Source organism: Bradyrhizobium sp. P2_E8 (genome assembly GCF_056403875.1).
In genome coordinates, this window is record NZ_JBFUES010001306.1 from 1 (window position 1) to 1,732 (window position 1,732).

The 1,732-nt window shown below is 64.3% G+C and carries 3 protein-coding genes; all 3 read right to left on the reverse strand.

Annotated elements, in window-relative coordinates; genetic code table 11:
- Positions 1-1,033, reverse strand: a 1,033-nt coding sequence (nuoF, locus tag AC1D00_RS39850; protein WP_477014471.1) for an NADH-quinone oxidoreductase subunit NuoF, incomplete at its 3' end; no start/stop codon positions are given.
- 15 nt (positions 1,034-1,048) lie between these two features.
- Positions 1,049-1,255 carry a hypothetical protein gene (locus AC1D00_RS39855; RefSeq protein ID WP_135176017.1) on the reverse strand — a complete coding sequence of 69 codons (207 nt, stop codon included), beginning with the start codon at positions 1,253-1,255 and terminating at the stop codon, positions 1,049-1,051.
- The coding region (gene nuoE, locus AC1D00_RS39860) for an NADH-quinone oxidoreductase subunit NuoE (RefSeq protein ID WP_477014472.1) at positions 1,255-1,732 on the reverse strand (478 nt) is incomplete at its 5' end. The genes nuoE and AC1D00_RS39855, both read right to left, overlap by 1 nt.

Sequence of the window (1,732 nt, forward strand, 5' to 3'; positions counted from 1 at the left end):
TCTCGTGCTTGTAGAAGTACGAGATGCGGGCGATTGAGCGGATCAAATCGGTGGACTTGTCCATCACGATCACGGCCGCGGTGCCGAGGCCCGAGCGCAGCTTGCTCAAGCTGTCGAAATCCATCGGCGTGTCGATGATCTGCTCGGCCGGCACCATGCGCACCGACGAGCCGCCGGGGATCACGGCCTTGAGGTTGTCCCAGCCGCCGCGGATGCCGCCGCAATGCTTGTCGATCAGCTCACGGAACGGAATGCCCATGGCCTCTTCGACGTTGCAGGGCCGCTCGACATGGCCGGAGATGCAGAACAGCTTGGTGCCGACATTGTTCGGACGGCCGATGCCGGCGAACCACGCCGCGCCACGGCGCAGGATGTCCGGCGCCACCGCGATCGACTCGACATTGTTGACGGTGGTCGGGCAGCCGAACAGGCCGACATTGGCCGGGAACGGCGGCTTCAGGCGCGGCTGGCCCTTCTTGCCCTCGAGGCTTTCGAGCAGCGCGGTTTCCTCGCCGCAGATATAGGCGCCGGCGCCGTGCGCTACGTAGATGTCGAACGGCCAGCCGTTGACGTTGTCCTTGCCGACCAGCTTGGCCTCATAGGCCTGGTCGATCGCGGCCTGGAGATGCTCGCGCTCGCGGATGAACTCGCCGCGGACATAGATGTAACAGGCATGCGCGTTCATGGCGCAGCTGGCGATCAGGCAGCCCTCGATCAGGAGATGCGGATCGTGCCGCATGATCTCGCGATCCTTGCAGGTGCCGGGCTCGGATTCGTCGGCGTTGACGACGAGATAGCTCGGCCGGCCGTCGGTCGATTCCTTCGGCATGAACGACCATTTCAGGCCGGTCGGRAAGCCSGCGCCGCCGCGGCCGCGCAGGCCCGACGCCTTCATCTCGTTGATGATCCAGTCGCGGCCCTTGTCGATGATATTCTTCGTACCATCCCAGGCGCCGCGGCGCCGCGCACCCTCGAGCCCCCAGTCATGGAGGCCGTAGAGGTTCTTGAAGATGCGGTCCTTGTCCTCGAGCATATCAGTGCTTTCCGATCAACGATTGGACTGCTTGTAGGCAAGTCCGGCGGCGCAGACGGCGAAGGTCAGCGCCCAGAGCAGGCTGGATTCCAGCGACGCGTTCAGGCTGAAACGCTGAAGCAGGAAAATGAAAATGGCCGCCACCGCGGCATGCATCGCGATGAAGCCCCACTTCTTCATGGCACCGCTTTCCTCCACTGCCGGCGACGAGAGATCACGCATCAGGTGATCTCCTTCAGCGTGGTCGGCCCATTGATCGGCGCCGAGAACTGACGGCCGTTCTGCGGACCGGGCTTGGGCGGATTGCCGGAGGCAAAGCCGTCGAGCACCTTGCCAAAGCTCTCCTTGGTCAGGTCCTCATAGGTGTCCTTGCCGATCAGCACCATCGGCGCGTTCACGCAGGCGCCGAGACACTCGACCTCTTCCCAGCTGAAATTGCCGTCCTTGGAGAGATGGAAGGGCTCGTGATGGATGCGGTGCTCGCAGACGTGGATGAGGTCCTCGGCGCCGCGCAGGCGGCACGGCGTGGTGCCGCAGACCTGGACGTGGGCCTTCTTGCCGACGGGGGCGAGCTGGAACATCGTGTAGAAGGTCGCGACCTCGAGCACGCGGATATAGGGCATGTCGAGCAAGTCGGCGACGGCGCGGATGGCGGCTTCCGACACCCAGCCTTCGTGCTGCTCCTGGACGCGCCAAAGG